This window comes from Ruegeria sp. HKCCSA071 (assembly GCF_017872555.1).
In the GTDB taxonomy this organism is placed as follows: domain Bacteria; phylum Pseudomonadota; class Alphaproteobacteria; order Rhodobacterales; family Rhodobacteraceae; genus Ruegeria.
Genome location: NZ_JAEDOX010000002.1, coordinates 21,117 through 45,837, shown reverse-complemented (window position 1 = coordinate 45,837; position 24,721 = coordinate 21,117). Strand labels below are relative to the sequence as shown.

Here is a 24,721-nt window from a genome sequence, read left to right as displayed (position 1 = left end):
AATCTTGTTGATTGCATATTCCACACGCAAGTGATGGAAAAGCGTTTGGAGGACCGGGAAATGGCTCAACTCAAGAAAATCCTGCTGGTGGACGATGACGAGGATCTACGCGAGGCGCTCAGCGAGCAACTTGTCATGACCGAAGACTTTGACGTGTTCGAGGCGTCAGATGGTCACTCTGCCATGGAGCGCGCGCGCGAAGCGATCTATGACCTGGTCATTCTTGATGTGGGTCTGCCGGATACCGACGGGCGCGAACTGTGCCGCCTCATGCGCAAACAGGGTGTCAAAAGCCCGATCCTGATGCTGACCGGTCATGACAGCGATGCCGATACGATCCTGGGCCTTGATGCTGGCGCGAATGACTATGTTTCGAAACCATTCAAATTCCCGGTACTTCTGGCACGTATCCGTGCGCAGCTTCGCCAGCACGAACAATCCGAGGACGCAGTATTTGTACTTGGTCCCTATACGTTCAAACCGGCGATGAAGATGCTGATCACGGAAGAGGACAGAAAAATCCGCCTGACCGAGAAGGAAACCAACATCCTCAAATTCCTGTACCGCTCGACCGACGGCGTGGTGGCGCGGGACGTGCTGCTTCACGAAGTTTGGGGATATAATGCAGGTGTTACAACGCATACGCTGGAAACCCACATCTACCGCCTGCGACAGAAGATTGAGCCCGATCCGTCAAATGCGCGCCTTTTGGTCACAGAATCCGGTGGATATAGGCTGGTGTCTTAACTGGGTGTGGATTGACTTGGATCAAAGTGATACCCTGTACTCATAATTAGGTTACTCCCAACCCGCGCATGTCCGGGTTATGACATGCACCTCCCTGTTGGACTGCCGGGCCGAATGGCCCGGCTTTTTTCTTTTCTGAAGGGCGAGATCATGCGCCGCCTATACCGTCACAGGCGTTGCGAAACCCATTTTGTTCCTGTAATGTTCTATTTCTTGCGAAGGGTTGGAGGAGCGCGTGATGATCGAAGGAAGCTGTTTGTGCGGGGCGGTGAAGTTTAACCTGAAGTCTCAACCATCCGTGATGGGAACCTGCCATTGCTCAAGATGCAGAAAAGCCGGGGCCAGCACAGTCGTATTTGTCAACAAAGAAGACTTGGTGTGGGTTCGGGGAAGGGAAAATGTAACGCTGCACCGGCCTGATCCGCCCTACAAATACGGCAGGTGTTTCTGCGAGAATTGTGGGACATCTTTGGGCGAAATCATTTCAGAAGCAGACAGTTTTCCAATCGCAGCAAATGCACTGGATACCGGGTTAGAGCAGAAAGTTCAGTTTCACGAATTTGTTTCGGAGAAACCGGACTGGTACGAGATTTGCGATGATGCCCCCCAAAATGAAAGCCACCCGTCCTAGATTTTCTTTTCTGATGGTACCCCATCCCCCACCGCGTTAACCTTCGCCAAATCGCGACAGAGGAATCCTCGCCATGCCCTTCACACTTGCCACCTGGAACATCAACTCGGTCCGACTGCGCGAACCTATCGTGCTGAAACTGTTGGAAGAAGAGGCGCCGGATATTCTGTGTTTGCAGGAATGCAAGTCTCCGGTTGAAAAGATCCCGACCGAAGGGTTCTCGGCACTGGGCTATACCCACATGATTGCCCGTGGCCAGAAAGGATATAATGGCGTCGCGATCCTGTCCCGCTTGCCGATTGAGGAGGTGGGCGACAAGGATTTCGCAGATCTCGGCCACGCGCGCCACATAGCCGGACGGTTGGAGAATGGTGTCACGATCCACAACTTCTATGTCCCCGCTGGCGGTGATGTGCCGGATCGTGAAGTGAATGAGAAATTTGGCCAAAAGCTCGACTATCTGACGGACATGCGCGATTGGTTCCACGTAGAAAAGCCGGAAAAATCCATCCTCGTCGGCGATCTGAACATTGCCCCGCGCGAAGATGACGTCTGGTCGCACAAACAATTGCTCAAGATCGTCTCGCACACTCCGATCGAAGTGGAACATCTGGCCGAGACCCAGGACGCAGGTGGTTGGGTCGATATCACCCGGCAGGATATTCCCGAAGGGCAGCTTTTTAGCTGGTGGTCCTACCGGGCCCGCGACTGGGATGCGGCAGACAAGGGTCGGCGGCTGGATCATGTCTGGGCCACGCCCGATATTTCGAATGCAGGCCATTCCAGTCGCATTCTGCGGGATGCGCGTGGGTGGGAAAAGCCCAGCGATCATGCGCCGGTCTTTGCGACTTTCGACATTTGAACTGAAACTCTGCCCTTGGTTTCTGCGACAAGCGATTGCATATAGGGCGCAAGTTCGAACGAAAGAGTGATTGCCATGGACATCCTGAACGGCGCAACCGCCCCAGCCACCGATCTGATCAAGGACGGGACCGAGGCCACTTTCATGGTCGATGTGATCGAAGCCTCACAGGAAACGCCTGTTATTGTTGACTTCTGGGCACCCTGGTGCGGCCCGTGCAAGACGCTGGGCCCGATGCTGGAAGACGTTGTTACCGCCGCCAAAGGCGCGGTGAAGATGGTCAAGATCAACGTGGACGAGGCACAGATGATCGCCTCGCAAATGCGCATCCAGTCGATTCCAACGGTCTATGCGTTTTTTAAAGGGCAACCTGTGGACGGTTTTCAGGGCGCGCTGCCGGGGTCCGAGATCAAGGCTTTCGTGGACCGCGTGATCGAGGCGTCAGGTGGGGAAAGCCCGGGCGGCCAGTTGGATGACGCCGTAGTAGCCGCCGAAGAAATGCTGAGCGACGGCGCAGCGGCAGATGCTGCGCAGACTTTTGCCGCTATTCTTGGCGAAGACCCGAACCACGCGGCAGCATATGGCGGGCTGGTGCGGGCACATATCGCCACTGGCGATCTGGAACATGCCGAGGCCATCCTGAACGGTGCACCCGCCGAAATATCCAACTCGGCCGAGGTCGAGGCTGCGCATGCGCAATTGCAGCTGGCCAAGCAAGCGGCTGATGCGGGTCCGGTGGCGGATCTGACAGCGGCCGTTGATGCAGACCCCGAAAATCTTCAGGCCCGGTTTGACCTGGCACAGGCATTGCATGCGAACGGCGAAGTGGAAGAAGCCGTGGCGCAATTGCTGGAATTGTTCCGCCGGGATCGTGAGTGGGATGACGGGGCCGCCAAGACCCAGCTTTTCACGATCTTTGATGCGCTCAAGCCCAATGACCCGATCGTTCTGAACGGTCGCCGCAAACTCAGCTCGATGATATTTGCCTAATTTCTGATCAGAGCTAGAATTGGGACATGATGCATCCCGCCGATCTGCCGGACACCGTATCCGTGTTCCCCTTGCCCGGGGCGCTGTTGTTGCCCCGCTCGCGCTTGCCGCTTCACATCTTCGAGCCGCGCTATTTGCAAATGCTGGACGATGCGCTCAAGACCAAGGAACGGCTGATTGCGATGGTCCAGCCAAATCCTTCGGCCCATGATGAGAACAAACTGCACCGCATCGGATGCGTCGGGCGTGTGACCCAGTTTTCCGAAACGGAAGATGGCCGTTATCTGATCACGCTGACCGGTGTGTCCCGGTTCCGCGTGGTTTCAGAGTTGGACGCTTTCACGCCATACCGGCGGTGCGAAGTTTCGTGGGACGGTTTTGACAGGGATCTGGGCAAGGCCGAAAACGACGACAGGTTCAATCGCACCAAGTTCCTGGCTTTGCTGGAACGCTTCTTTTCGTCCCGGCAATTGTCCACCGATTGGGCTTCGCTGAAAGATGCCGAGGATGAGTTGCTGGTGAACTCTCTGTCCATGTTGCTGGACTTTGACCCGGAAGATAAACAGGCCTTGTTAGAGGCCCCTTGCCTGCGCACACGGCGCGAGACGCTGATGACATTGATAGAATTCGCAATGCGAGGCGGATCGAATGAGGAAAAACTGCAATGACTGACCCTGAACACGCCTTTGATCGCCGCATGCTCGAAGCTCTGGTCTGCCCGCAGACGCAAACGACCCTGCGCTATGACGCCGAAAGGCAGGAACTTGTGTCACAGGCCGCAGGTCTGGCTTTTCCCATCCGCAACGGCATTCCGGTCATGCTGGTCGACGAGGCACGGCAGCTGGACTAAATTGGCTGCCCTTGCAGCAGCTTGGGCAAATCTCCGGTCAAACCGGCGGCTTCGCGGACGAAACCGCGCCGCAACCCCGGCAGTGCGCCGACAATTCCCATACCAACGTCTCGCCCAATGCGCAGCAACGGGTTGTCGTTCGAGAACAATTTGTTGAAAACATCCGTTGCCATCGCAAGAGCAGCGGTGTCGAACCTGCGCCATTCCTGATAGCGTTCCAGCACCATAAGCGACCCGATGTCTTCGCCGCGCCGCCCTGCCAAGGTCAGAACCTCTGCCAGCGCGCCGACATCACGCAGACCGGCGTTAAGGCCCTGACCGGCAATCGGGTGCATCCCGTGGGCGGCATCCCCGACCAGTGCCAGACGATCAGCGACAAAGGAATTGGCGATGGTCAGGTTCAAAGGATAGGTGAAACGATCACCAGCCAGGTGGATGTCACCGAGGAAATCGCCAAACCGCGGGCGTAGCACTTGCAGATACTCATCCTCGGGCAGGGCGTTGATCTGCTGCGCGGCCTCGGTGCGTTCGCTCCATACAATGGAACTGCGATTGCCGGTCAGCGGCAGAATCGCCAAGGGGCCCGGTGGCATAAAGAACTGATGGGCAATGCCGTGATGCGGCAACTCGTGTTCAATGGCGCAGACAAGTGCGGTCTGGTCATAATCCCAACCGGTGCGCTTGATACCTGCGCGGTCCGCAGTGCCGCTGCGGCGACCGTCGCACCCGATCAGCAGTCTGCTGTTCACCGTCGAACCATCGTCCAGCGTCACGGTCACTCCAGTGGTGTCGGCTTGTTGCGACACAACAGTCTTGCCACTCAGCTGAGTGATGCGGGGCTCTTCGGCCATAGCGTCCAGAAAGGCGCGGCGCAGGTGACGGTCTTCGACCATAAACCCCATCGGACCTTCTTCTATTTCGGCATGGTCGAAATGCATGAAAAACGGTGACGGGCCTGTACCTGCGTGGCCGTCCGTGACCTTGATTTCCAGCATCGGTTGCGCGTGTTCCGCAACACGGTCCCAGGCGCCGATGGCAGCCAGCAAGCGCTGTGATGCCAAGGCCAGGGCATAGGCTCTCCCGTCGAACGCCGCATTCTTGCGGACCTTCACATCAAGCGCATCAATCACTGTGACCGAATGTCCGGTTTGTGCCAGAGCCAATGCCAAAGCCGGGCCGTTCAACCCGCCGCCCACGATCAGAATGTCAGATGCCTGTGTCATGCCCTGCAATATGCGCGCCCTTTCGGGATTGTCCATGTGCAGTCCTGTCGCTACCGTTCTTTCAAGCCAAAAAGCAGGAGGGGCGGGATGCAGGATTGGTTGACCATGACAGCGTGTGATTTGGGCCGTGGCATTGGGATGGGCCAGATCGATCCGGTTGAATTGACGGAAACTTACCTGTCCGCAATAGACGCCCATCCGCACCGTGACCGCATCTATGCTCGCGTCACCCATGACCGCGCCCGCGCCGAGGCCGAAGCCGCGCAGCAACGTGCGAAAATGGGATTGCGGCGATCGTTGCTGGATGGGGTTCCGATCAGCTGGAAAGACCTGTTCGACACTGCCGGCACCGCGACCGAGGCCGGGTCGGCGCTTCTGAAAGACCGGGTGCCGGATGCGGATGCACTTGTGGTGCGCAACGCAACGCAGATGGGGACGGTCTGTCTGGGTAAGACGCATATGAGCGAACTGGCCTTTTCCGGCCTTGGATTGAACCCGATCACCGAAACGCCCCCTTGTATCCATGATGAAACGGCGGTGCCGGGCGGGTCTTCCTCTGGTGCGGGCGCGTCGGTTGCCTGGGGGTTGGCGGCTTGCGGGATCGGTTCCGATACCGGCGGTTCGGTGCGTATTCCAGCGGCATGGAATGATCTGGTAGGGTTGAAAACCACGGCCGGGCGGCTGAGCCTTGAAGGCGTGGTACCGCTCTGCCTGCGGTTTGACACTGTTGGGCCATTGGCGCGATCCGTTGAAGATGCAGCACATATGCTGGCCCTGTTGGAGGGCGGGGCACCTGCGGACCTGAGGGGTGCTTCGCTGAAAGGCCGTCGCTTTGCCGATTTGCAGAACATTGCCAAGGACGACCTGCGCGATGCACCGCGAAAAGCTTATGACGAGGCCATCGAGAAACTTGCAGATGCAGGCGCTGAGATTGTTCCCTTGGACGTGCCCGAGCTGAACGAGGCGATGCCACTGTCCAGCGTCGTCTACACGACCGAGGCCTATGGGTTGTGGCGCGATGTGATCGAGGCCAACCCAGGGGCAATGTATCCCGAAATCCTGGAACGGTTTCGCATTGGCAAGGGCTATTCCGGCCCCGATTATGTCGCGGCCTGGGCCAAGCTCAAGGCGTGCCGCAGTGCCTGGGATGCGGCAACTGCCGGGTTCGATGCGGTTCTGGCACCTACAGCACCGATTTTGCCGCCCAATCTGGACCGGTTGATGACCGATCACGACTATTACGTGACAGAAAACCTGCTGGCCCTTCGCAATACGCGGATCGGCAACCTGATGGGGCTTGCAGCGCTGACCCTGCCCACCGGAACGCCCAGTTGCGGGCTGATGATGATGGGGTATCCGAACTCGGAAGAGGCCCTGTTGCGGTTGGGGTCAGCGGCAGAATCGGCATTGGCCTGAATGCCACAATCCACTGATTCGGAACCTCTTTGTCTGGACGAAGAGGTATGCGGACTGTAATCTGCCAAAAAAACGGGGCGCAAACGACCCCGATATTGAGGCAGTAACATGGATTTTCCCGAGCGGTTTTCGAACCTACCGGAATATGCATTCCCGCGTTTGCGCGCCCTGTTGGATCACCATCAACCGGGCGGTGACGTCGTTCATATGACGATTGGCGCGCCGACGCATGATTTTCCGGCTTGGGTGACGGATGTCATCATGGAAAATGCTGCCGGGTTTCAGGGCTATCCGCCGAACGAAGGCTCGGAAGACCTGCGCGGCGCAATCACGGGCTGGATCAAGCGGCGCTACGGGGTCGAAATGGACCCTGACGTCAACGTCATGGCGCTGAACGGCACACGAGAGGGGCTTTATAATGCGGCCATGGCGCTGTGCCCGGAACAGAAGAATGGCAAACAACCGATCATCCTGTGCCCGAACCCGTTTTATCAGGTCTACATGGTCGCGTCGATTTCGGTGGGTGCGCAACCTTATTTTGTCCCTGCAACTGCCGCGACTGGTCATCTGCCGGATTATTCCGGCCTGTCTAAAGATGTGCTGAACCAAACAGCGGTGGCTTATATCTGTTCCCCGGCCAACCCGCAGGGCGCGGTTGCATCGCGCGACTATTGGGCTGACCTGATCCGTCTGGCCGAGGCTTATGATTTCCGCATCTTCGCCGACGAATGCTATTCCGAGATTTACCGTGACCAAGCCCCGACGGGGGTTCTGACTGTCGCGCAGGAACTAGGGGCTGATCCCGAACGGATCACGCTGTTTAACTCCCTGTCAAAACGCTCGAACCTGGCTGGTTTGCGCTCGGGCCTGATTGCCGGTGGACCAAAGTCCATCAGCCAGGTGAAAAAGCTGCGCACCTATGCCGGATCCCCACTGCCTTTGCCCTTGCAGGCTGCTGCGGCCCGTGTCTGGGCGGATGAGACACATGTCGAGCAAAACCGCGCGCTCTATCAGGAGAAATACGCCATAGCGGATAAGGTGTTTGCGGGCGTGCAGGGCTACATGTCGCCCGAGGCCGGGTTCTTTCTGTGGTTGCCGGTCGAGAATGGCGAGGACGCGGCATTGAAGGTTTGGAAGGAAACCGGGGTTCGGGTTCTTCCGGGCGCATATCTTTCACAAGGTGATCCGGGAAATAACCCGGGCGAAGGCTTTATCCGGGTTGCATTGGTAGCCCCAAAAACAGAGTTGCAGCGTGGTTTGATCACACTCCGCGACTGCATCTATACGTGAGGTACGAGGGCAAAATGGCATCATATAACGCGCGAAACCGCGACCCATTGCTGGACAGCACAACACAGGCAGCCCTGGAGCGACGCAGTAAGGAACTGATCGGTATTGCGCTGATCCTGTTGGGCTTGGCCGCGGCTGCGATGATATGGTCCTATACGCCCGATGATCCTAATTGGATGGTTTCGACCGACGCGCCGGTGCAGAACTGGATGGGACGGGTCGGCGCGTCTATTGCAGCCCCCTTGTTCATGATCGTGGGCTGGGGAAGCTGGGGCATCGCGCTTGTTCTGGTTGGATGGGGTCTGCGTTTTGCTGGCCATTTCGGTGAAGACCGGGCCATTGCCCGCCTGATCTTTGCCCCGATCTGGATCGCTGTAGCCTCGGTCTATGCCGCTACCCTTGTTCCCGGTGCCGAGTGGCGTGCAACGCATAGCTACGGTTTGGGCGGTTTGTTCGGCGACACGGTCATGGGCGCGTTGCTGACGCTGTTGCCGATCTCCTCGCATTTTCTGGTCAAGCTGATGTCGCTGGCCATGGCCGTCGGGATGACCACGCTGGGTGTTTTTGTGCTGGGCTTCACCAAGGCCGACGTGAAACGCGGCTTCCGCGCCTTCCTACTGGGTCTTGTTATGTCTTATGACATGCTGATGACGCTGATGGGGCGTGGTGCGGCCTCGGCCGCGCAAGCCGCGCGGGATCGCCGGGCGCAGTGGGAAGAACGCAAGCTTGCCCGCGCTGAAGCGGCTGAGGCGATGTTTGACGACGAACTGGTCTATGCCGATCCTGTTTTTGAAGAACCTGAATTGGGACGTCCTGAACCTCCGGTCAAATCAGGCCTGTTGGCGCGAATGCCGTCACTTATCCGGCGCCCCGATCCAATGCCCGAGCCTGAGTTGGTGGATCCTGAACCGATCGCGGGCTTTGACGACATGCCCGGCGAAGATCGCATCCGCTCCAAAATCTCGGCCGCCGTGCGAAATCGCAAGGTAGCCGTAGGCGAAATGACACCCGAGCCGGATCCCAACCTACCGTTGACCAAGGGTCGTGGACGCGGTCCCGATCCGCTGATCCTGAACCAGCATACCTCGTCCGAACTGCCACCCGAACCGCCGATGACGGCGTATGGTCTGCGCCCCGAGCCGCAGGTGTCCGCTGGTGACACACCAGAGGCGCAAGAACCCGCTGTGTTCGGTTATGAGGCCGGGACAGAACAATACGAATACGCATCCGAATTGGATATCGATGATGAGTCGGTTTTCGAGGATGTCACTGACGCCGCGCCGCAGCAGCGCCCCGCGATGAAAATCCCGGTAGCTGAACCGCGCAAGCCTGTGGTGGCGCAGCCCGTGCGTCGGACACCGTTGCCGTCTCGTCGTGCGCAGGCCGAAGCGCAACCGGCATTGTCCTTCGAGGAACGGCACTCTGACTTCGAACTGCCGCCTCTGGGCTTGTTGTCCAACCCCGCCAGTATCCAACGCCATCACCTGAGCGATGAGGCCTTGGAAGAAAATGCACGGATGCTGGAAAACGTTCTGGACGATTACGGCGTCAAGGGTGAAATCGTCAGCGTACGCCCCGGCCCGGTCGTGACCATGTACGAGCTGGAGCCCGCTCCGGGCCTCAAGGCGAGCCGTGTGATCGGTTTGGCAGACGATATTGCCCGCTCGATGTCGGCGCTGTCGGCGCGGGTTTCGACCCTGCCGGGGCGTTCGGTGATCGGTATCGAATTGCCCAACGAAAACCGCGAGATGGTCGTGCTGCGGGAAATCCTGGCCAGCCGCGATTTCGGCGATGGCAATCAGGCGCTGCCGCTGGCGCTGGGCAAGGATATCGGCGGTGAATCCGTTGTGGCGAACTTGGCCAAGATGCCTCACCTGCTTATCGCTGGGACTACGGGTTCGGGTAAGTCGGTGGCGATCAACACGATGATCCTGTCGCTGCTTTACAAGCTGACGCCGGATGAATGCCGTCTGATCATGATCGACCCGAAGATGTTGGAACTGTCCGTTTACGATGGCATCCCGCATCTGCTGTCACCCGTTGTGACCGATCCAAAGAAGGCGGTTGTCGCCCTGAAATGGGTCGTGGGCGAAATGGAAGACCGCTATCGCAAGATGTCCAAGATGGGCGTCCGCAACATCGCGGGCTACAATGGCCGTGTGAAGGATGCGCTGGCCAAAGGCGAGATGTTCAGCCGCACGGTGCAAACCGGGTTTGACGATGAAACCGGCGAACCAACGTTCGAGACGGAAGAATTCGCGCCCGAAGCGATGCCCTATATCGTCGTCATCGTCGATGAGATGGCCGATCTGATGATGGTCGCGGGCAAGGAGATCGAAGCCTGCATCCAGCGTCTGGCGCAAATGGCGCGGGCCTCGGGCATTCACCTGATCATGGCCACACAGCGCCCGTCCGTTGACGTGATCACCGGCACGATCAAGGCCAACTTCCCTACGCGGATTTCGTTCCAGGTGACCTCGAAAGTCGACAGCCGTACCATTCTGGGCGAGATGGGCGCCGAACAGCTGCTGGGGCAGGGCGACATGCTTTACATGGCCGGTGGCGCCAAGATTACCCGCTGCCACGGACCGTTTGTGTCGGATGAAGAGGTCGAGGAAATCGTCAACCATCTGAAACAATTCGGTCCGCCCGATTACGTGGGCAGTGTTCTGGACGGGCCGGCCGAGGACAAGGTCGACAACATTGACGCCGTTCTGGGGCTGAACACTGGCGGCAACACGAACGGAGAGGATGCGCTGTACGATCAGGCGGTGGCAATTGTGATCAAGGATCGCAAATGCTCGACCTCTTACATTCAGCGGAAACTCGCCATTGGGTACAACAAGGCGGCGCGTCTTGTTGAACAAATGGAAGACGAAGGTGTTGTTTCGTCAGCAAATCATGTCGGGAAACGCGAAATCCTCGTCCCCGAGCAATAGGATATTTAATAACAAGGGCAGACAGCCTATCTGTACAGCATGAAACAGATTGCTTTTGCCCTTGCTTTGACACTGGCCGCACCCGCCGCATGGGCGGCGGAAAAACTGCCGCTTTCGCAGATTTCCAATTACCTGAACGGATTGAAAACGGTTCAGACAACGTTCACGCAGGTGAATGATGATGGCTCGTTGAGCACCGGGCAGCTGTGGATGCAGCGCCCGGGCAAGATGCGGTTCGAATATGATCCACCCAACAGCGCTGTGGTGCTGGCGCGCTCGGGCAGTGTTCAGATCTTCGATCCGAAATCGAACCAGCCGCCCGAGCAATATCCGCTGAAGCGCACGCCGCTTTCCATTGTGCTGGCACGCAACGTGAATCTTGATCAGGCCAATATGGTTGTCGGCCACAGCTTTGACGGCACGGCCACAGTGGTTACTGCGCAAGACCCCAAGAACCCTGAGGCAGGTCGGATTGAATTGATGTTCACCGATAATCCGGTCGAGCTGCGCAAATGGGTGATTCATGACAACGCCGGCAGCCAGACCACCGTTCTTTTGGGTGCGCTGACCGAAAGCAATGGTCTTGATCAGGGTCTTTTCTCGAACAAGGAAAGACGCGGGTCAGTCAATCGCTGACCCGCTTTTGCTGGTCAATACCGGCAATTCTCCAACTGCGCCTGATACAGTTGCGCGCGCGCGTCCACGTCATTGGCTACGCTCAACAACCACGACTTGCTGTTGTAAGTACCGCGCGCGTACCCCGTGTGGCCTTCATGATAGGCCAGGTATTGATTGCGTGTGTCGCCGGGGTGGATTCCGTTGCGCTCATAGCTTTTGTTCATATACCAGCCGATGAAGTCCGACGCGTCGCGGATGCGATCCCGCTTGGCCCGGCGCTTGCCGGTTTCGCGCTGATATTGATCCCAGGTGCCGTCCAGTGCCTGGCTGAACCCATAGGCGCTGCTTTGCCGCCCCATCGGGATCACGCCCAGCACATAACGGTGCGGGGTGCGCGCATCGTGGCGATACCGGCTTTCCTGATAAATCGTGGCCATCTGAACGTGAACCGGAACACCCCATTTCTGCTCGGTGCTTTTGAAAGCCTTGATAAAATCGGGTCGTTCGCGTGCAATGCTGCACGCGTCGTTCAGTTTGCTGGGCGGTTGTTTTGACCCGCCGCCACAGGATGCCAAAAGCAGCACCCCGAAGAGTACGATAAGAATTCTGCTCATGTGCCTCATGCCTTTTTTGTTTATTCTAGCGCAGATTGAGCTCTGAGGAAATCACAATCGCTATAAAACAATGGCAAGAATTACGGGTAACGCCGCCACGGACAGCACAGTGGACACCATGACCATGCCGGCAACGGCATCGGAATCGGCTTCAAATCGCTCTGCCAACAAATATGAGGTCACAGCGACTGGTGTACAAATCTGCAATACCAGAACGCCAAAGGCGACTGTGTCGAGATCAAATAACACCCCAATCCCCCAGCCCAACGCAAAGCAGACGATAAGTTTCAGGACTGACAACCAGAGCGCTTGCCCCAGACTGCGCGAGGTCAGGCGGGCGATTGCCACACCGACCGTGACCAACATCAGCGGAACAGCCATTTGCCCCAAAAGCTCTAACGTGTTGGTCAGAAATGTCGGAGTTTGCCACCCTTGCCACAAAAACATCGCACCCAGAATGGACGCCCAGGCCATCGGCTGGCGTAAGACCTGTCCCCATGCGCCTTTTCCGGCGACCAGATAGATCCCATAGGTGAAAGAAAACAGCGCAGTTACAGACAGAAAGATGACTGCGTAACCCAAGCCAATCTGCCCGAACGCAAAGATACATAGCGGCAGGCCAAGGTTGCCGGTATTGCCGAATATCAGCGGTGACAGGTACGTGCGCTGATCCAGTTTCAATCCGCGAACCAGCAACCAGAACACCCCTGCCAGCAGAAGATTTGCGACCAGGGTCGCCGATGTGAAACGCGACAAGTCTCCGCCCGGAATGTCGGTTTGCATGAGTGCAACAAAGATTAGACTGGGCATTGCCAGCGTTGTTGCAAAGCGTGTCACGAATTGCAGCCGGTATTCGAACCCCAGTTTGACCCACGTAAAGCCAATGGCCGCCAAGAGAAAAACCGGGGCCACGATTTCGAACACTGTCAATATTAGGTTCACAGACTGTTTCCCTGAATTTCACATCAATGATTGGCATTTCGGGCCAAAAACCGTTAGTAAATGCGGTGGGGGCCGAAACAATGTTAAAGACACGCGCGAAATACGGATTGGGCCAGGTGGTCCGTCACAAGAAACACCCTTTTCGAGGGGTGATTTTTGACGTGGACCCAGAGTTTTCGAACACAGAAGAATGGTATCAGGCCATTCCGGAAGACAGCCGTCCACGGAAAGAACAGCCGTTCTACCACCTGTTGGCAGAGAACGACCAATCCTTCTATGTTGCTTATGTTTCAGAACAAAATCTGGTTGCAGACTATTCCGGAGAGCCGGTCGAGCACCCGGATATCTCCAACATGTTCGGCCCGTTCGAAGACGGTGCTTACCCTCTGCATTTCCAACTGAACTAGGTTTGGCGAACCGGTCGGCATTGTACTGCCGCTGATCAGTATCCAAGGGCGCACCCATCCTTGCGCGGGTCGCTGGCGCCTTCCAAAACACCGTCTTTTCGGATTCGGATCGCTTGCGCTCCACCGAGCGGTGTTTCTGGAATTTCAATATTGTGGCCAATTTCAGACAATTGTTTCACCACTTCTTCAGAATAGCCCCGCTCCAGTTTCAGGATATTTCCATCGAAAAAGGCTCGCGGCGCGTTGATGCTTTCCTGTAGCTCCAGCCCAAAGTCCCTAAGGTTCGAAACGAACCGCGCGTGCCCGGTCGGTTGATAAGCACCGCCCATGACGCCGAATGGCATCGTGACACGGTCATTTTCGGTCAACATCCCCGGTATGATCGTGTGCATCGGGCGCTTGCAGCCAGCCAGTTCATTGGGGTGACCCGGTTGAAGCGTGAACCCCGCCCCCCTGTTCTGAAGCAGAATGCCGTATTTCTCGGACGCGATCCCTGATCCAAAGCCATGAAAGATCGAATAGATTAGCGACACAGCCATAAGATCGCGGTCGACCACTGTAATATAGACCGTGTCCTTGTGAACGGCTTCCGTCAAAGGTGCTGCTGCGGGCATTGCGCATTTTGGGTCAATCAGTGCCGCCAGCCTGACCGCAACATCCATATCAAGAAACCGCTCGGCCCGTGCGACATGATCGGGATCCGCAATGAACCGGTTCCGCGCGTCATAAGCCAGCTTGGTGGCTTCAGCCTCGATATGAACTCGTTCTGCTCCAAATGGATCCATACTGGCCAAGTCGAACTGTTTTAGAATGTTCAGTAACAGGATCGCGGTTGCGCCTTGGCCGTTTGGGGGGTGTTCGACCAGATCAACACCCTTGTAGGCCCCGCGCATGGGCTGCGTTTCAGTGCACCTGGTGCGGTGGAAGTCCTCGGCGGTATGGACACCTCCGAGTGCGGACAGGGCCTGGATCATATCCTCGGCAATGTCTCCTGAATAAAAAGCGTCGCGTCCCTGGCTGGCGATCCTGCGCAGGACCTCAGCCTGACCGGGGGCGCAAAAAATCTGCCCGATTGTGGGTATCTGTCCGTTGATCAGATAATGATCACGCGCAGCGCCCTGTAATGTGGCCGCCCCCGTTTTCCAGTCAAATGCAACCCGAGGGGCCACCGGAACGCCAGCATCGGCATAGTGAATTGCGGGTTCCAGAATCGCACCCAGCCCCAAACGCCCTTCGGTTTCTGCAAGGTGACAGAAGGCGTCCACGGCACCGGGAACAGTCACCGCGTCCGGGCCGTTCAACGGTACAGATGACAGGCCCTTGTCCCGCAAGGGCTCCGCCCGTGCGGCGGCCGGTGCGCGACCCGAACCGTTCAATGCGTGTATTCGGTTTTCGCCCGCACGGCTGAACAAAACGAAACAATCACCCCCTAACCCTGTCATCTGCGGTTCGCAGATCCCAAGCAGAACTGCACCTGCTATCGCGGCGTCCATGGCGTTGCCGCCGCGCTCAAGAGTATCGATTGCCACCTTTGCGGCCAGCGGGTGCGACGTTGCGCACATCCCCCGCGTCGCAAAAACTTCCGACCGGCCAGGTTTGTGCAGATCACGCATGGTGGGTACTTTCTCCTTCAAACAAGGGAAAGCTATTCTCTGATTGCCGGTTGTCCAGTCATTTCAAGGGGGGGGAGATCCTCGGCGCCGTTCACTGGGTGGGGGCTGTGATAATTGGCGCCGAGGGAAGCTATCTGAGCTACGAGTCACTGTATGGCGGCGATTTGCGGCGCGACAATGTTTCGAAAAAGGCGTTATTGTGGCCAATTTCGGCGGGTTACCCGTCTTCTTCAAAGTTAAATCGCAAGGAAAGCCGATTGCACCCGTCGCGGCGTTCATAGCAAATGTCGCTGGTGAGTTGATGAATCAGGAACCAGCCGAACCCGCCTTCGGGCAAATCCCGAATGCGGGTTCCCAGTGGCGCTGGTGTTCCGTCTGGTGGTTCGTAGCCAGGCAATGGATGGCCCGTGTCCGAAATCAGAATGTCCAGCCGGTTTCTGTCCAACCGGCATGTCACCTGAACCCCGGCCGGGGCCACGTCCATGTAGGCATGTTCCACAACGTTGTTGATTGCTTCTGCTAGTGCGATCTTGACGTCGTCCGCCTTGTGCGGCGGCAACCCTCGTTTCGCCAGTCCGGCGCTGAGTTTCGCAATCCCCGTGCTGGCTTCTGTTTCCGTTGCGGGAAAGCTCAGTTCCAGGCAGGTAGCGTTACAAATGGGCTCCACGTTGTCGCACTCCTGCTGTTGTCACCTGTCTGGTTCCGACAGGGCGTCATCCAGTGTTGCAAACAAGTTGAAGACGGTATCCATGCGCGTCAGGCGAAAAACCTTTTCCACCACGGGCTGCGGGCCTGCCAGATCGAGTTTTCGGTTCAGACCCAGTTGTTTCATGGAGGCCACGATTGCACCCAGTCCGCTTGAATCGATGAACTCGACGCCTGACAGGTCAAGAACAACTCGATCGGCGCAGGCCTCGGTTTCTGCGCGCATGTCTTCTTTGAACTGAATTGCCATCGCAGCGTCGATCCGGTCAGAGTGAACCGTGATAATCTGTGTCGTACCGTCTGATGTGCTGGTCAGCCCCATGGTCCGGCCGCCCTCCAATCTGAAAATGAGTCGTAGAAATACGCTAGACGCGAATTCTTACCATTCGGTATTCAAGGGCCGGACGACAGGAGGATTATCCGGATGAGAGATGTTGTTATTGCAGGTGCCGCCAGAACGCCAATGGGTGGTTTTCAGGGCATGTTCGACGGTGTCGCAGCATCCGAGCTTGGCGGCGCAGCGATTCGTGCCGCGTTAAAGCAGGCAGGGGCGCAGACGGTTGACGAGGTGTTGATGGGATGTGTCCTGCCCGCAGGTCAGGGGCAGGCACCGGCGCGCCAGGCGGGTTTCGCGGCGGGTTTAGGCGAGGAGGTTCCTGCCACCACGCTGAACAAGATGTGTGGTTCCGGGATGAAAGCGGCGATGATGGCCTTCGACCAGATCGCATTGGGTCATGCGGACACAATGGTCGCCGGAGGGATGGAGAGCATGACCAACGCGCCCTACCTGCTGCCGAAAATGCGGGGCGGTGCGCGCATCGGTCATGGTCAGGTGATCGACCACATGTTCCTTGACGGGCTGGAAGACGCCTATGACAAGGGCCGCCTGATGGGAACCTTTGCCGAAGACTGCGCCGAGGCGTATCAGTTCACCCGCGAAGCGCAGGATGAATATGCCTTGAAATCCTTGTCTAACGCACTGTCCGCGCAAGAAAGCGGTGCTTTCGACGGCGAGATCGTCCCCGTCACAGTGCGCACGCGAAAGGGTGAGGTTGTACAGACTGTCGACGAGCAACCCAAATCCGCCCGCCCCGAGAAAATTCCGACGTTGAAACCGGCTTTCCGCAAGGACGGGACAGTGACGGCCGCCAATTCCTCGTCAATTTCCGACGGCGCGGCGGCGCTTGTTCTGGCATCGTCTGAAACGGCAGAAGCGCGAGGGCTGACAGTTCGGGCGCGGATTCTGGGATATGCCAGCCATGCTCAAGCGCCCGGACTTTTTACGACTGCGCCGGTTCCGGCGGCGCAAAAGCTTCTGTCCCGCATCGGTTGGAACAAGGATGATGTCGACCTGTGGGAGGTCAACGAAGCCTTCGCAGTTGTGCCGATGGCTTTCATGCACGAGTTGGGATTGCCGCGCGACAAGGTAAACGTAAATGGCGGGGCCTGTGCTTTGGGCCATCCTATCGGCGCATCTGGCGCCCGTATCATGGTCACTTTGTTGAACGCGCTCGAGAAACGAAATCTCAAGCGGGGGGTTGCTTCAATCTGCATCGGCGGCGGTGAAGGAACAGCTATCGCGATCGAACGCATTTGACCCTTCATCTTTTTCGAAATACTCCGGGGGTTCGGGGGCAGCGCCCCCGAGTTTTCCAAGGGGTTCGGGACCTATGACCGTCGATTACAGTTCGCTGGCCAGTACAATTGCAGCATTGACCGAAGGCGAAACCGATCAGATTGCCCTGATGGCCACGGTTGCTTGCGAGGTCCACTATTCTGACGACCGCTTCGACTGGACCGGGTTTTACCGTGTGACAGAACCGGGCTTGCTGAAAATCGGCCCCTACCAGGGTGGCCACGGCTGTCTGGTCATCCCGTTCGCGCGCGGCGTCTGCGGGGCGGCAGCGCGCACCGGGCAGGTGCAGCTTGTGCCGGATGTGGATGCGTTTCCGGGTCACATCGCCTGCGCCTCCTCCACTCGATCCGAACTGGTTCTGCCGGTCCGGAACGCAGCGGGCGAATTGATTGCAGTTTTCGACATCGACAGCAATCAACCCGACGCGTTCTCAACCGAAGACGCGGATAACCTGTCCGCGATCCTGTCAAAGACCTTCGCGCAAGTCTGATTGAAGTTCCGGTGGTACAGGGCGCGTCTGCCGATTTCTTCATTTCGATCTCACTCGGAGCCTGATAAAACCGGAAAGTCCGAACCGTATTGGATTAACCATGGTCCCAGGCCAATTCCGAACTCCGCGCCTTTCGGTCAGCGACTGGAAGGTTGAACTCGCCGATCCGCGATTGCGAGGTCGGCTTGAAGATGATCTTGCAGCGCTTCTGACCCCTGAGGTCCTGAAACACCTGCCGCCGTCGATGCAGTTGCAGGGCCGGAGTGTTTCGAACTGGATTGATGACAGACGTGCTGAAAGCGATATTCTGCTTGCGCGCCAAAACCACGGTAACCACCTTATTGGCCTATTCGTGTTGGCCATGAGTTCAGAGGCCGATTCAATTCCAAGCCTTCACATCGGCTATCTGATTGCAGAATCCGCCTGGGGGAATGGTTACGCCTCCGAGATGCTGCAAGGCCTGCGGGACGCATTGGCGCCTGGGCCTGACATACGCCTCATCGCCGGGGTTGGGCGCGACAATCCGGCCTCAGCCCGCGTTCTGCAAAAAACAGGCTTTACGCTTTGGCCGGAGCGCGCCTCAGAAACCGCCGATATTTATGTTTGCCATATCAGCTGAGTGACCGAACCGTCAGGGCATAGCCACCCGGAATACGGGCTTGCGTGAAAAAATGCTTGGAAATTTCACGGAATCGAGTCATCGTGAAAAATGAGGTGAAATTTTCACGATCGTTGGAGCCATCCTTGAACAGCCACGCCCCGCAAAGTGCGACACTCGGCGCAGATATCCGCGCGCTGCGCAAGGCGCGTGGATTGACGCTGAGTGATATCGCGCTCCGGTTGGACAGGTCTGTGGGCTGGCTCAGCCAGGTTGAACGTGACATGTCCGAGCCGTCGATTTCGGACCTCAGGCAGATCGCCGAATGCCTTGGCGTACCCATGTCGATGTTGTTTGCGCATTCGGCGGCACCGGCGGACGAGCAGGGATATGTCGTGCGTGCCGGCTCGCGCAGACCTATGGGGTCGGGCGAGGAAGGGTTGATCGAAGAGCTGCTCTCGCCGGATCTGACCGATGATTTCGAAATGGTACATTCCACCTTCAAACCCAACTCGCAGATGCAGACACCGGCCAATCGCCCGACACAGGAGGTCGGATACATGATCTCGGGCAGGCTGGACCTGACAATCGGGTCGCGCGCGTTCACGGTTGGGCCGGGTGACAGCTTTCGGATCCGACATGAACCCTATCAATGGGCCAACCCTTATGATGAGCCCGCTGTGGCCATCTGGGTCATCGCCCCGCCGGTTTACTGATGTCGTTCGAGGCCTGGACCATATTCGCGTTGTTCTGGGTGGTATTCGTGACCACCCCGGGCCCGAACGCGGTTAATTGCATCTCGAACGGGATGAGTTTGCCGTTTCCAAAGGCAATGCTGGGCGTATTGGCTATTCTCACGCAGGCCAGCGCCTTTCTGATCCTGTCTGCGCTGGGCGTGACGGCGCTGATCGCCGCATCGCCGACCGGGTTCTTTGTCGCCAAGCTGATTGGTGCGGGGTTTTTGATCTGGTTGGGCATTCGCGGCTGGATGAATGCGACAAAACCCGCACCAGCCTCCGAGCGTCCGGCACGACATGTCTATCTGCACGCGCTGGCAGTGGCCACGATCAATCCCAAAAGCGTCGCCGGATACCTGGCCGCGTTTTCGCAGTTCGTTCAGCCCGAGGTTCCGATCTGGCGGCAGATGGGGGTTATCATGCCTACCGCGCTGGTCATCACCACACTCAGCTACACTGGCTTTACGGCGCTGGGTGCCTTGATGGGCAAGGCAGCGCTGGGCGCCGTGTTCAATATCTGGGTGCGCCGGATCATGGCGGCCTGTTTTGTCATCTACGGTGTGTTGTTGGGAACCAGCACCACACCCGCAACAAAGGGGTAGTCAGATGCATAAGGGATCCTGCCTTTGCGGCTCGGTCGCGTTCACGATCAACGGAGACATGTCGCCGCCTTCGGTCTGCCATTGCGGACAATGCCGCAAACAGTCGGGCCATGTCTGGGCTTCGGCTTCGACCCGTCAGGACAACCTGAGTTTCTCGGCCAGCGACACGCTGAACTGGTATCGCGCGTCTGACATCGCCAGGCGCGGATTTTGCAGCAACTGTGGCTCGTTCCTCTTCTGGCAACACAACCAGGAGGACACGATTTCGATTTCCATGGGCGCGCTGGACGCTCCTACGGGTTTAAAGCTCTCAAAGCACATCTTTGTGGCTGACAAGGGCGACTACTACGACATTACGGACGATCTGCCTCAAGAGGCGCAGTAACAAGGATCAAAACGCATGAGTGATTTTCCAACAAAAGCCCGCGTGGTCATTATCGGAGGCGGTGTGGTGGGGGCTTCCTCGCTTTATCACCTTGCCAAGAAAGGTTGGACCGATTGTGTTCTGCTGGAAAAGAACGAACTGACTGCCGGGTCGACCTGGCATGCTGCAGGGAACGTTCCGACCTTTTCGACCTCATGGGCGATCATGAACATGCAGCGCTACTCGACCGAGCTGTATGCGCGTCTAGGTGAGGAAGTCGATTATCCGATGAACTACCACCAGACCGGTTCGATCCGACTGGCGCATTCGAAAGAACGTGTGCAGGAATTCGAGCGCGCCATGGCGATGGGCCGCTATCAGGGGATTCCGATGGAAATGTGGACCCCGGAAGAAGCGAAAGAGCGTTATCCCTTCCTGGAAACGCATGACCTTGAAGGTGTTCTCTACGATCCGACGGATGGCGACATCGATCCGGCGCAGCTAACCCAGGCGCTGGCCAAAGGCGCGCGCGATATGGGGCAGAAGATCATCCGTTTCTGCCCGGCGACTGGCGTGACGCAGCATGATGACGGCACCTGGACCGTGCACACGGACAAAGGCGACATAGCCTGTGACTATGTTGTGAACGCAGCCGGGTACTATGCGCAGCGCGTGGGCGAATGGTTCAAGCCCTTCGGTGGCCGCACCGTTCCGGCAATGGTCATGAGCCACCAGTATCTGCTGACCGATGAAATCCCCGAGATCGAAGCATGGACCAAGCAAAGCGGTGCCAAACTGCCGTTGCTGCGTGATGTGGATGTCTCGTACTACCTGCGTCAGGAAAAGAACGGCTTCAACCTTGGTCCTTACGAGCCGAACTGCAAGGGCCACTGGATGACCGAAGACGATCCGATGCCGGATGATTTCAGCTTTCAGCTGTGGAATGACGATCTGGACCGCATCGAAGATATCGTCACCGATGCGATGGAGCGAGTGCCGCTGATGGCAACCTCGGGCGTTGGACGCGTCATCAACGGGCCGATCCCTTACGCGCCTGACGGGCTGCCTTTGATCGGCCCGATGCCCGGCGTCAAGAACGCGTTCGAAGCACATACTTTCACGTTTGGCATCGCGCAGGGCGGTGGCGCAGGCAAGGTTCTGGCCGAGTGGGTCGTTGATGGCGCGACCGAATGGGATATGTGGGCCGTCGATCCGCGCCGCTATACCGATTACACCGATCAGGATTATTGCAACCAGAAAGGCATGGAGGTTTATGGCAACGAATATGCCATGCATTTCCCGCACCATGAATGGCCTGCTGCGCGTGACAAGAAGCTGTCGCCCGTGCATGACAAGGTCAAAGCGCTGGGTGGCGTAATGGGTGCCTATAACGGCTGGGAACGCGCCAACTGGTTTGCCCAGCCCGACGATGACACCTCGCTTGAGGCGACCCACACTTGGGGACGGTCCGGACCGTGGGAACAGCGGATCAAGGAAGAATGCGAGGCCGTGCGCGATCATTGTGGCGTGTTGGACCTGCCGGGCTTCTCGCGGTTCAAAATACAGGGGCCGGGTGCTGATGAATGGCTGCGCGGTCTGGTTGCAGGGGCATTGCCCAAGATTGGTCGGGTTGGGCTGGTTTACTTCGCAGATGAACGCGGGCGTATCCTGACCGAAATGTCGGTCACGCGCGAGGCCGAAGACCTGTTCGTTCTGGTCACTGCAGCGACCGCGCAATGGCATGACCGTGAATGGCTTGAGCGTCACATACCTGCCGATGCCGAGTTCACGCTGGAAGACTGGACAACGCGGATGAGCACGCTGATCGTTACTGGGCCTCGATCTCGGGACATTCTCAGCAAAGTTACCGAGGCCGATCTGACCTTGCCGTGGCTCAGCTTTCAGGAAAGCGAAATCAAAGGCGGATGGGTCGCTCTGCTGCGTGTCTCATTCGCTGGTGAGCTGGGCTGGGAAGTTCACGCTGAAAATGCGGATATGCCTGCGATCTACGACGCGATCATCGATGCCGGTGCCAAGCCGTTCGGGATGTATGCGCTGAACTCGCTGCGGATCGAAAAGGGGTACCGCGCCTGGAAGGGCGATCTGTCGACCGACTATTCCCTGCTTGAAGGCGGGTTGGAGCGGTTCGTCAAGCTGGACAAACCGCAGGACTTCCTGGGCAAGGCTGCAATCCTGAACGAAAAGCAGCAAGGCGTGAAAAAGTCCTTCGTCACCCTGACTGTTGATGCGGGCGATTGCGACGCGCCGTATATGTCCTGCATCTGGCATGGCGATGAGATCGTGGGCGAAACCACATCCGGCGCATGGGGCTACCGTGTTGGTAAATCCATCGCGCTGGGCATGATCCGAGCCGAGCTTGCCAATCCGGGAACTGAGCTTGAGGTCGAAATCTACGGCCAGAAATGCCGCGCCGTGGTAGAGCTGGACCAGCCGCTCTGGGACCCCGAGAACGAGCGGTTGCGCGCGTGACGCTTCCGGCGACCATGTCTGGCGTCTATCTGACCGGCCATGGCGGGCCAGAGGCGCTGGAATGGCGCGACGATATCCCTGTCCCGGCCCCTGGGCCGGGGCAGGTGCTTGTTCGGGTCGCTGCAGCAGGCGTGAATAACACGGACATCAACACGCGGGTCGGCTGGTATTCATCGGATGTCACCGGTGCGACGGATGCCGTCGATCAGGATATTGAAGCCGGCGGATGGGGTGGCGCACTGAACTTTCCCCGCATTCAGGGGGGCGATCTGTGCGGGATCGTTGAAAAGGTTGGGCCAAACTCGGGGTTCAAAAAGGGCCAGCGCGTGACTTGCCCGATCAACATGCCGCGTCCGCGCCCCGGCAGCCCTCAGGGCTTTATTGCGCTCGGGTCTGAGATTGATGGCGCTTTTGCCCAATACTGTCTGGTTGAAGCAAATGACCTTTATGACGTAAGTGCATCGCCCCTGTCAGACGTGGAAATTGCGGCCATTCCATGTGCCTTTGGTACTGCCGAAAACCTGCTGACGCGCGCGGGCGTGACGGCAGGGCAAAAGGTTCTGATCACCGGCGCGTCAGGCGGCGTTGGTCTGGCGGCGGTGCAGCTTGCTGCGCTGCGCGGAGCGTCGGTTTGGGGTGTGACGGCGGCAGCGAAGGCAGAGGTCGTCAAATCCCAAGGCGCGTTGGGCACATTTGGCCGGGATGAGCTGCTGCCGCAGGATATGTTCGACGCGGTTATAGATGTGGTGGGCGGGCCCGCATGGGCATCGCTGATCCTTGCCCTGAAACCCGGCGGGCACTACGCCGTTTCGGGGGCAATTGCCGGCCCGATTGTCGAGGCTGATCTGCGAGACATCTATTTGCGCGATATCACCATCCACGGCTGCACGCATCAGGCGCCCGAAGTCTTTGGCCGCCTTGTGGAGTTGATGAATACCGGACGGATCAAACCACTGGTTTCCCGAACCTACCCGTTGAAGGATATCGCCCGCGCACAGGCTGATTTTCAGGCAAAGACCCTTCCGGGTAAACTCGTGCTGCTGCCTTAAGGAGCAAGGACATGACAAAGATCACCCTGTTGGACGGTTCAATCGGACAGGAACTGGTCAAACGCAGCGGAGACCGGGCGACGCCGCTATGGTCCACACGTGTGATGATCGACCACCCTGATCTGGTCGGCGCGGTGCATGGCGACTACTTCCGCAGTGGTGCCACGGTTGCCACCACCAATACCTACGCCGTCCACAGCTCACGCCTGGTGCGGGTGGGGATGGAGGACCATATGCCCGTTCTTATCGACACTGCCCTGACGCAGGCCGAACGTGCCCGTACTGAGACCGGGGGGCGGATCGCCGGGTCTCTGGGGCCGCTTCTGGCTTCTTACCGACCCGACCTGAATCCCGACCCGGCAGATGCGGCGGAAAAATTCGCTGAACTTGTGGCCTTGATGGCTGCACGCGTCGATCTGTTTCTGATCGAGACAGTATCTTCTGTGCAGGAGGCCGAGGGCGCGCTGCGTGGAACGACCGGATGTGGCAAACCAGTCTGGCTGTCATTCACGGTCAATGACGACGATGGCCGTCGCCTCAGGTCCGGCGAACCACTCAGGGATGTCGCGCCTTTGGTAGAAGAGTTTTCGCCTGACGCGCTGCTGATCAATTGTTCGCGCCCCGAAGCGATCCCGGCTGCTCTGGAAATCCTGTCCACTATGAACAAGCCCTATGGTGCTTACGCCAACGGCTTTACACATATTTCAGATGAGTTTCTAAAGGACGCGCCGACAGTGGATGCGTTGGATCAGCGCCATGATCTTGATCCCGATGCCTATGCGGATCACGTCATGCGTTGGGTCGATCAGGGGGCCACGATTGTCGGCGGGTGCTGCGAAATTGGCCCGGACCACATCGAAGCGCTGGCCAAGCGGTTGCGTGCTGCCGGGCACGAGATCGTCTAAGGT

26 protein-coding genes are annotated in these 24,721 nt (G+C 58.0%); 20 read left to right on the top strand and 6 right to left on the bottom strand.

Going from position 1 to position 24,721, the window contains the following annotated elements; translation table 11 throughout:
* Nucleotides 1-60 precede the first annotated feature (60 nt).
* The 6 genes from I9188_RS08150 (at nt 61) to I9188_RS08125 (ending at nt 4,080) form a co-directional block, all read left to right on the top strand.
* Nucleotides 61-747 (top strand): response regulator transcription factor, encoded by a 687-nt coding sequence (locus I9188_RS08150; protein ID WP_171724917.1) that lies wholly within the window; start codon nt 61-63, stop codon nt 745-747.
* Between the two features lie 238 nt (nt 748-985).
* Nucleotides 986-1,378 carry a GFA family protein gene (locus I9188_RS08145; RefSeq protein WP_209504977.1) on the top strand — a complete coding sequence of 131 codons (393 nt, stop codon included), beginning with the start codon at nt 986-988 and terminating at the stop codon, nt 1,376-1,378.
* Nucleotides 1,379-1,451: 73 nt separating this feature from the next.
* On the top strand, nt 1,452-2,240 hold the full coding sequence (locus I9188_RS08140) for an exodeoxyribonuclease III (protein WP_209504976.1): 789 nt from the start codon (nt 1,452-1,454) through the stop codon (nt 2,238-2,240).
* A gap of 75 nt (nt 2,241-2,315) precedes the next feature.
* The gene (gene trxA / locus I9188_RS08135) at nt 2,316-3,230 is read left to right on the top strand and encodes a thioredoxin (RefSeq protein ID WP_209504975.1); all 915 of its coding nucleotides are present in this window, start codon (nt 2,316-2,318) and stop codon (nt 3,228-3,230) included.
* Nucleotides 3,231-3,256: 26 nt separating this feature from the next.
* The gene (locus I9188_RS08130; RefSeq protein ID WP_209504974.1) at nt 3,257-3,898 is read left to right on the top strand and encodes an LON peptidase substrate-binding domain-containing protein; all 642 of its coding nucleotides are present in this window, start codon (nt 3,257-3,259) and stop codon (nt 3,896-3,898) included.
* Nucleotides 3,895-4,080 (top strand): Trm112 family protein, encoded by a 186-nt coding sequence (locus I9188_RS08125; protein ID WP_209504973.1) that lies wholly within the window; start codon nt 3,895-3,897, stop codon nt 4,078-4,080. Before I9188_RS08130 ends, I9188_RS08125 begins: the two co-directional genes overlap by 4 nt.
* On the opposite strand, the gene I9188_RS08120 is transcribed toward I9188_RS08125, so the two are convergent.
* Nucleotides 4,077-5,303, bottom strand: coding sequence for an FAD-dependent monooxygenase (locus I9188_RS08120; protein WP_209505266.1), 1,227 nt, complete (start codon nt 5,301-5,303; stop codon nt 4,077-4,079). The genes I9188_RS08125 and I9188_RS08120 overlap by 4 nt on opposite strands.
* 87 nt (nt 5,304-5,390) lie before the next feature.
* Between I9188_RS08120 and I9188_RS08115 the strand changes: the two genes are divergently transcribed.
* The 4 genes from I9188_RS08115 (at nt 5,391) to I9188_RS08100 (ending at nt 11,584) form a co-directional block, all read left to right on the top strand.
* Nucleotides 5,391-6,719 carry an amidase family protein gene (locus tag I9188_RS08115; protein WP_209504972.1) on the top strand — a complete coding sequence of 443 codons (1,329 nt, stop codon included), beginning with the start codon at nt 5,391-5,393 and terminating at the stop codon, nt 6,717-6,719.
* Nucleotides 6,720-6,827: 108 nt separating this feature from the next.
* Complete coding sequence (locus I9188_RS08110; protein WP_209504971.1) at nt 6,828-8,009, top strand: aminotransferase class I/II-fold pyridoxal phosphate-dependent enzyme; 1,182 nt, start codon at nt 6,828-6,830, stop codon at nt 8,007-8,009.
* Between the two features lie 14 nt (nt 8,010-8,023).
* Nucleotides 8,024-10,948: a DNA translocase FtsK gene (locus I9188_RS08105; RefSeq protein ID WP_209504970.1), complete on the top strand. Its 2,925-nt coding sequence runs from the start codon at nt 8,024-8,026 to the stop codon at nt 10,946-10,948.
* A gap of 39 nt (nt 10,949-10,987) precedes the next feature.
* A complete protein-coding gene (locus I9188_RS08100; RefSeq protein WP_209504969.1) occupies nt 10,988-11,584 on the top strand; it encodes an outer membrane lipoprotein carrier protein LolA in 597 nt (198 codons plus the stop codon).
* A gap of 14 nt (nt 11,585-11,598) precedes the next feature.
* Here I9188_RS08100 and I9188_RS08095 read toward each other — a convergent pair whose 3' ends face one another.
* Together I9188_RS08095 and I9188_RS08090 are read right to left on the bottom strand one after the other, a co-directional pair.
* The gene (locus I9188_RS08095) at nt 11,599-12,180 is read right to left on the bottom strand and encodes a lytic transglycosylase (protein WP_209599591.1); all 582 of its coding nucleotides are present in this window, start codon (nt 12,178-12,180) and stop codon (nt 11,599-11,601) included.
* 60 nt (nt 12,181-12,240) lie between these two features.
* The gene (locus I9188_RS08090) at nt 12,241-13,122 is read right to left on the bottom strand and encodes an AEC family transporter (protein ID WP_209598337.1); all 882 of its coding nucleotides are present in this window, start codon (nt 13,120-13,122) and stop codon (nt 12,241-12,243) included.
* A gap of 80 nt (nt 13,123-13,202) precedes the next feature.
* Between I9188_RS08090 and hspQ the strand changes: the two genes are divergently transcribed.
* Complete coding sequence (gene hspQ, locus I9188_RS08085) at nt 13,203-13,529, top strand: heat shock protein HspQ (RefSeq protein WP_209598336.1); 327 nt, start codon at nt 13,203-13,205, stop codon at nt 13,527-13,529.
* Between the two features lie 35 nt (nt 13,530-13,564).
* Here hspQ and I9188_RS08080 read toward each other — a convergent pair whose 3' ends face one another.
* The 3 genes from I9188_RS08080 to I9188_RS08070 form a co-directional block, all read right to left on the bottom strand.
* Nucleotides 13,565-15,142, bottom strand: a complete 1,578-nt coding sequence (locus I9188_RS08080) for a gamma-glutamyltransferase family protein (protein ID WP_209599606.1) — start codon at nt 15,140-15,142, stop codon at nt 13,565-13,567.
* 217 nt (nt 15,143-15,359) lie between these two features.
* The gene (locus tag I9188_RS08075) at nt 15,360-15,809 is read right to left on the bottom strand and encodes an ATP-binding protein (protein WP_209504964.1); all 450 of its coding nucleotides are present in this window, start codon (nt 15,807-15,809) and stop codon (nt 15,360-15,362) included.
* A 21-nt stretch (nt 15,810-15,830) separates the two neighbouring features.
* A complete protein-coding gene (locus tag I9188_RS08070; RefSeq protein WP_209504963.1) occupies nt 15,831-16,169 on the bottom strand; it encodes an STAS domain-containing protein in 339 nt (112 codons plus the stop codon).
* Nucleotides 16,170-16,271: 102 nt separating this feature from the next.
* Between I9188_RS08070 and I9188_RS08065 the strand changes: the two genes are divergently transcribed.
* The 9 genes from I9188_RS08065 to I9188_RS08025 all read left to right on the top strand — a co-directional run bounded on the left by I9188_RS08065 (nt 16,272) and on the right by I9188_RS08025 (nt 24,718).
* Entirely contained in the window at nt 16,272-17,444 is a 1,173-nt protein-coding gene (locus tag I9188_RS08065) for an acetyl-CoA C-acyltransferase (RefSeq protein ID WP_209504962.1), read from the top strand.
* Between the two features lie 73 nt (nt 17,445-17,517).
* The gene (locus I9188_RS08060; RefSeq protein ID WP_209504961.1) at nt 17,518-17,973 is read left to right on the top strand and encodes a GAF domain-containing protein; all 456 of its coding nucleotides are present in this window, start codon (nt 17,518-17,520) and stop codon (nt 17,971-17,973) included.
* A gap of 100 nt (nt 17,974-18,073) precedes the next feature.
* Entirely contained in the window at nt 18,074-18,592 is a 519-nt protein-coding gene (locus tag I9188_RS08055; protein WP_209504960.1) for a GNAT family N-acetyltransferase, read from the top strand.
* 125 nt (nt 18,593-18,717) lie between these two features.
* On the top strand, nt 18,718-19,287 hold the full coding sequence (locus I9188_RS08050) for an XRE family transcriptional regulator (protein ID WP_209504959.1): 570 nt from the start codon (nt 18,718-18,720) through the stop codon (nt 19,285-19,287).
* Nucleotides 19,287-19,910 (top strand): LysE family transporter, encoded by a 624-nt coding sequence (locus I9188_RS08045; protein WP_209504958.1) that lies wholly within the window; start codon nt 19,287-19,289, stop codon nt 19,908-19,910. The genes I9188_RS08050 and I9188_RS08045 overlap by 1 nt, the downstream gene beginning before the upstream one ends.
* 4 nt (nt 19,911-19,914) lie before the next feature.
* Complete coding sequence (locus tag I9188_RS08040) at nt 19,915-20,295, top strand: GFA family protein (RefSeq protein ID WP_209504957.1); 381 nt, start codon at nt 19,915-19,917, stop codon at nt 20,293-20,295.
* 15 nt (nt 20,296-20,310) lie between these two features.
* On the top strand, nt 20,311-22,764 hold the full coding sequence (locus I9188_RS08035; RefSeq protein WP_209504956.1) for an FAD-dependent oxidoreductase: 2,454 nt from the start codon (nt 20,311-20,313) through the stop codon (nt 22,762-22,764).
* A 14-nt stretch (nt 22,765-22,778) separates the two neighbouring features.
* On the top strand, nt 22,779-23,813 hold the full coding sequence (locus I9188_RS08030; RefSeq protein ID WP_209505264.1) for an alcohol dehydrogenase family protein: 1,035 nt from the start codon (nt 22,779-22,781) through the stop codon (nt 23,811-23,813).
* Nucleotides 23,814-23,824: 11 nt separating this feature from the next.
* Complete coding sequence (locus tag I9188_RS08025) at nt 23,825-24,718, top strand: homocysteine S-methyltransferase family protein (protein WP_209504955.1); 894 nt, start codon at nt 23,825-23,827, stop codon at nt 24,716-24,718.
* Nucleotides 24,719-24,721: the final 3 nt, after the last annotated feature.

Excerpts from the sequence above, each read along its gene's own strand:
- I9188_RS08040 (WP_209504957.1), top strand. The coding sequence starts at position 19,915 with ATGCATAAGGGATCCTGCCTTTGCGGCTCGGTCGCGTTCACGATCAAC.
- I9188_RS08125 (WP_209504973.1), top strand. The coding sequence starts at position 3,895 with ATGACTGACCCTGAACACGCCTTTGATCGCCGCATGCTCGAAGCTCTG.
- I9188_RS08055 (WP_209504960.1), top strand. The coding sequence starts at position 18,074 with ATGGTCCCAGGCCAATTCCGAACTCCGCGCCTTTCGGTCAGCGACTGG.
- I9188_RS08045 (WP_209504958.1), top strand. The coding sequence starts at position 19,287 with ATGTCGTTCGAGGCCTGGACCATATTCGCGTTGTTCTGGGTGGTATTC.
- I9188_RS08130 (WP_209504974.1), top strand. The coding sequence starts at position 3,257 with ATGATGCATCCCGCCGATCTGCCGGACACCGTATCCGTGTTCCCCTTG.
- I9188_RS08030 (WP_209505264.1), top strand. The coding sequence starts at position 22,779 with ATGTCTGGCGTCTATCTGACCGGCCATGGCGGGCCAGAGGCGCTGGAA.
- I9188_RS08120 (WP_209505266.1), bottom strand. The coding sequence starts at position 5,303 with ATGACACAGGCATCTGACATTCTGATCGTGGGCGGCGGGTTGAACGGC.
- hspQ (WP_209598336.1), top strand. The coding sequence starts at position 13,203 with ATGTTAAAGACACGCGCGAAATACGGATTGGGCCAGGTGGTCCGTCAC.
- trxA (WP_209504975.1), top strand. The coding sequence starts at position 2,316 with ATGGACATCCTGAACGGCGCAACCGCCCCAGCCACCGATCTGATCAAG.
- I9188_RS08105 (WP_209504970.1), top strand. The coding sequence starts at position 8,024 with ATGGCATCATATAACGCGCGAAACCGCGACCCATTGCTGGACAGCACA.
- I9188_RS08080 (WP_209599606.1), bottom strand. The coding sequence starts at position 15,142 with ATGCGTGATCTGCACAAACCTGGCCGGTCGGAAGTTTTTGCGACGCGG.
- I9188_RS08025 (WP_209504955.1), top strand. The coding sequence starts at position 23,825 with ATGACAAAGATCACCCTGTTGGACGGTTCAATCGGACAGGAACTGGTC.
- I9188_RS08140 (WP_209504976.1), top strand. The coding sequence starts at position 1,452 with ATGCCCTTCACACTTGCCACCTGGAACATCAACTCGGTCCGACTGCGC.
- I9188_RS08060 (WP_209504961.1), top strand. The coding sequence starts at position 17,518 with ATGACCGTCGATTACAGTTCGCTGGCCAGTACAATTGCAGCATTGACC.
- I9188_RS08150 (WP_171724917.1), top strand. The coding sequence starts at position 61 with ATGGCTCAACTCAAGAAAATCCTGCTGGTGGACGATGACGAGGATCTA.
- I9188_RS08095 (WP_209599591.1), bottom strand. The coding sequence starts at position 12,180 with ATGAGCAGAATTCTTATCGTACTCTTCGGGGTGCTGCTTTTGGCATCC.
- I9188_RS08035 (WP_209504956.1), top strand. The coding sequence starts at position 20,311 with ATGAGTGATTTTCCAACAAAAGCCCGCGTGGTCATTATCGGAGGCGGT.
- I9188_RS08145 (WP_209504977.1), top strand. The coding sequence starts at position 986 with ATGATCGAAGGAAGCTGTTTGTGCGGGGCGGTGAAGTTTAACCTGAAG.
- I9188_RS08065 (WP_209504962.1), top strand. The coding sequence starts at position 16,272 with ATGAGAGATGTTGTTATTGCAGGTGCCGCCAGAACGCCAATGGGTGGT.
- I9188_RS08110 (WP_209504971.1), top strand. The coding sequence starts at position 6,828 with ATGGATTTTCCCGAGCGGTTTTCGAACCTACCGGAATATGCATTCCCG.
- I9188_RS08115 (WP_209504972.1), top strand. The coding sequence starts at position 5,391 with ATGCAGGATTGGTTGACCATGACAGCGTGTGATTTGGGCCGTGGCATT.
- I9188_RS08070 (WP_209504963.1), bottom strand. The coding sequence starts at position 16,169 with ATGGGGCTGACCAGCACATCAGACGGTACGACACAGATTATCACGGTT.
- I9188_RS08100 (WP_209504969.1), top strand. The coding sequence starts at position 10,988 with ATGAAACAGATTGCTTTTGCCCTTGCTTTGACACTGGCCGCACCCGCC.